This window comes from Lonsdalea britannica, from assembly GCF_946477055.1.
In the GTDB taxonomy this organism is placed as follows: Bacteria; Pseudomonadota; Gammaproteobacteria; order Enterobacterales; family Enterobacteriaceae; genus Lonsdalea; species Lonsdalea britannica_A.
Window position 1 is genome coordinate 1 of the sequence record NZ_CAMKXG010000283.1, and the last position, 4,102, is coordinate 4,102.

Sequence of the window (4,102 nt, forward strand, 5' to 3'; positions counted from 1 at the left end):
GAAAAGGACGACGTCACTACTGATTTGCTGTTGAACCAGCTGTCAGATGAAGATTTCGACCTCATCGATGCGCAAATCTCAGACCTTAAAAAAAAGCTGATGGCATCGAGAGCGTCCTCTCCGGTTACCGCACCATCATCCTCGCTCTCGGTCGATACGGCATCACCCGACAGCAAATAGAAGCGATGAGCCGTTCAGAACTGGACGGCTACATCAACGCGCTGGCCCGGCTGCATGGCAAGAAGCCTACAGCCGGGGATGCCAAAAACTCCCGCAAAGTGAAATCACTACGCCAGAAAAAACCGACAAAGAAACGGAGAAAGTAAGCAATGGCCCGCAATCTGCAACTGGCACTGACATTATCGGCGCGTGACACCGGCTCTAAAGTGCTGCGCAAAGCGATGCAGGATGCCGTTGCGCAGACCAAAGCGGCGGAAAAAGCCGGTGACGAGCTGGCGAAGTCGCAACAGCAGAACAGCCAGCAAGGTATCCGAGCGTCACGCTCCTTGAGCGAAGAGTTTCGACGTGCTAACAGCGCCCGTTCTACGCTGGGCATTCGCTCCGAGCGCGAGATCCAGCGCGAAATTCAGCAGACCATAGCGGCATACAGCCGATTAACCCGGACGGGAGTCATGTCGGCCAATGAGCAGTCGCGGGCGTTTGATGCGATGACACAAAGGGTCAGTCGCCTGCGTGGTGAGCTAGGACAGACGACACAGGCTGCCAGCCGAATGGATAAGCTGAAAGGGTTTGGCTCCGGGGCAATGGCCGTCGCGGGTGGCGTTGCCGCTGGTGCGGCCGTGCTTATGCGCCCCGTCGGCAATACCATGACCTACGAGCAAACACTCGCCAATATGGCTAATACGGCATTTTCAGACCGAAAAACTGTTGCCGGACGCCGTGACGGTATGCAGGAAATGGACTCTTTGATCCGAAACTCTGTGAGTGTTGGCGGCGGGACAAAAGAAAGTGCGGCCGATACGCTAAACGAAATGCTGGCATCTGGTGAGGTCGATATGTCCTCAGCCAAAAAGCTACTGCCAGTATTGCAAAAATATTCAACGGCCAGTGGTGCTAGTTCGAAAGACTTGTCTCAGATAGCCATCCGTCTAAAACAAACATTCGGGGTGCGAGATGAAGATATAGAGAAAGCCCTAAATATGGCGATCTCCGCTGGACAGTCTGGCGGTTTCGAATTGTCGGATATGGCTAAATGGTTGCCGCAACAGTTGGCGGCAGGTAGCAATAACGGTATGAAAGGACTTGATGATTTTGCCGTCTTGTTGGGTGTCAATCAGGCCGCGAAAATTACCGCAGGTACAAGTGATGAAGCCGGTAACAATGTAGTAAACCTGCTAGCAAAAATCACCAGTCAGGATGCAGCAAATGCAGCGGCAAAAGTAAAAGTCAATGGCAAGGGGATCGATTTGCCAGGCAGCCTTGCGAACGCCCAAGGTAAAGGGTTGAGTTCGCTAGATGCGTTTGTGGCTATCATCGATAAAGTCGTCGCCAGTGACCCAGCTTATAAAAAATTGGATGCAAAATTAGCATCATCAACAGGTGATGAACGCCGCCAGGTCATGGAGTCTCAAGCCAAAATTCTGGAAGGTTCTGCAGTGGGGCAGATTATTGCTGATAGGCAGGCGCTTATGGCTTTAATCGGGTACCGCAGTAATCGTAAATACGCAAAAAACGTCATTTCTGACGCTAACGCTCAACGTGATCTTCCTGCCGGGGAAACCGCCGGTGACCTCAATTTCTCGTTAATGTCGGACACTGCTGGTTTCAAAACTGAGCAGCTAAACAATAAAGCTGACTTTGCTCAGATAGACAGCACTGGCGGGCTATCTAAAACTCTTGGCGATATTTCGGAACAATTAGTCAAATATGCCGATGAATACCCAGGATTAACCACCGCAATATCGACCGCTACTACAGCCATTCAATCAATGACTGCCGCTGCAATGGTATTTGCAGGATTCCGGTTTCTTTCTGGTGGTGGTATGACGCCACCGCCTTCTGTTCCTGAAATACCTGGTGGCACAAAAATTCCAGGAACATTAAGCCGTCTAGGGAATCTCGGCCGTGTAGCGGGAAGAATTGCCGCCCCATTAGCACTTTATCAAGCTGCCGAGGATGCCCCGTTGGTTAAGTTTGAGCGAGGTGATGCTACTGCAAGAGAGCGATTAAAGACGAATAATTACCCCAGCGATCTGGAGCGTATGCAGGATAGCAATCGAGCTATTCCCGGAGCTTTAGACGCATGGGATGAAATCAAATCATGGTGGGCAAAACCAACCACAATTGGTGCTGAAAACCCAGCATTTCAGGGCGTTCCTTCCTATCTCATTCCACCGTCATCACCCCAAAGCGGGCAGCCAATCCAGATAAACACAAAGGTTGAGTTGGATAGCCGCGTTATTGCCGAAGCCGTCAATGAAGTGAACGGACAACAAGCCGTACGCGGCTCTAACGGGGGGTATTGATGTCCTGGGAAAATGACCTGCAAGATGCATCATTTCGTGGCGTAAAATTTGATGTTATCAATCTGCGTGACAGCGAACAACGGGCCTTGGCTCAGCATGAGTATCCTTTCTTGGATGGGGCGGATATTCAGGACTTAGGTAGCCTGCCACACAGCGTGCAACTCCAGGCTGTTTTCTGGGGGGATGATTACAACAGTCGGTTGCAGACGTTTATGGAAGCCTTGCGCAAGCAAGGCGCAGCGGAACTGATCCACCCTGTTTTTGGCTCAATGCCAACCATGCAGGTTAATACGTGGCAGGTTAACCACGACGCGGAAAACGTTGACTATTGCACGATTGATATCCAGTTCTTCCAGAGTAAAACGGGAAACCCGTTTTTCGTGACTGATTTTCCATTATCGAAAGCTGATACGATTTTTAATCAGATCCAGTCACTGATAGCCAGCGCCAACACGTTGATGGAAGATGTCACAAGGCCTCTACGTACTGCAAAATCGTGGATGAAAAAAATCAAAGGATTGGCGACCGCAGGGCTGAATCTGGTCACAATATTTCGTAGCGAAATTTCAGGTTTTATCAGCAGCACAAGCGACTTTATTAATTTTCCTTCGGCCTTTTTCAGTGACTTGCGCTCGGCGCTATCCCTAAAAACGGGCGCTTCAAAAAGCTCACTTCACTCAACGTATACAACACCGACGTCACAAACGGCCAGCGCAAGCAGCAGTAGCGCCTCAACAAGTGCGACAACCAGCACAGCGGCGGTCAATTACACATCATCCCCTGCGGTGGTTATGGCGGATTGGTCTAATACGCACTCAGCACTAAGCAACGTGGCCGCCATGCCTGCGGGGATGTTTAACGGTAGCGTTGAAACCGCTGTCGATATGCCCGCAGGACTCACCGAAAACGACATTATCGAACACACGGCCACGGTCTCAATTGCCGTTGCGATTGAGTCAGCAGAAGAATGTAGCGCCGTTCTCAGTGACGCGACGATCACCGCCGTTCTGACTCCCGATGATGTGGAAAAGATAACCAATGATACGCGTCAACTTATCCAGACGGCGATAGACACCAACCGGGCTGCATATACTTCGGCCATGAGTGATATCAGCAGCAGCGCAACCCCGATTGGGTTGTCCTATTTACCGGTCATCAATCAGTTAGAGGATATCGCGCTGGCCGTACAGGATTTGGGCTATGCGGTTATTCAGGAAAAACCGCAACTGGTGAAAAAAACTGTCGCATATGCGACTAACTTGCACCTAGCCGCGCATCATTGGTATGGGGATTATACGCGTGCTGAGGAGCTAGCCAGGCTAAATCCTCAAATTCGAGACCCCAATAACTTACAAATGGGGGATGTGTTGAATGCCTACTCAGAGTAAATCTGATGCGAATAATACCGTATCCGTCATTATTAATGGCAAGGCCCATTCTGATTGGTCTCGTTATCAAATTGACTCTGATTTTTTAGTCCCAGCTGATGCCTGGAGTGTCTCCCTTGGTATGCCTGAAGGTGAATTCCCTGCTGATATCGTGCGGGGTGTTTCTGTTCAGGTGAAAATCTGTCTCTTATACACATCTCCGAGCCCACGAGACTAAGGCGAATCTCG

The 4,102-nt window shown here is 50.4% G+C and carries 3 protein-coding genes and 1 pseudogene; all 4 read left to right on the forward strand.

What is annotated here, in order from left to right:
• Positions 1–180: pseudogene (locus Q7O77_RS15225) on the forward strand (hypothetical protein); the annotation flags it as partial.
• A gap of 5 nt (positions 181–185) precedes the next feature.
• Positions 186–326 (forward strand): hypothetical protein, encoded by a 141-nt coding sequence (locus Q7O77_RS15230; RefSeq protein WP_304169274.1) that lies wholly within the window; start codon positions 186–188, stop codon positions 324–326.
• A 3-nt stretch (positions 327–329) separates the two neighbouring features.
• Positions 330–2,486, forward strand: coding sequence for a phage tail tape measure protein (locus tag Q7O77_RS15235; protein ID WP_304169277.1), 2,157 nt, complete (start codon positions 330–332; stop codon positions 2,484–2,486).
• Entirely contained in the window at positions 2,486–3,874 is a 1,389-nt protein-coding gene (locus Q7O77_RS15240) for a DNA circularization protein (protein WP_304169280.1), read from the forward strand. The genes Q7O77_RS15235 and Q7O77_RS15240 overlap by 1 nt, the downstream gene beginning before the upstream one ends.
• Positions 3,875–4,102 lie beyond the last annotated feature (228 nt).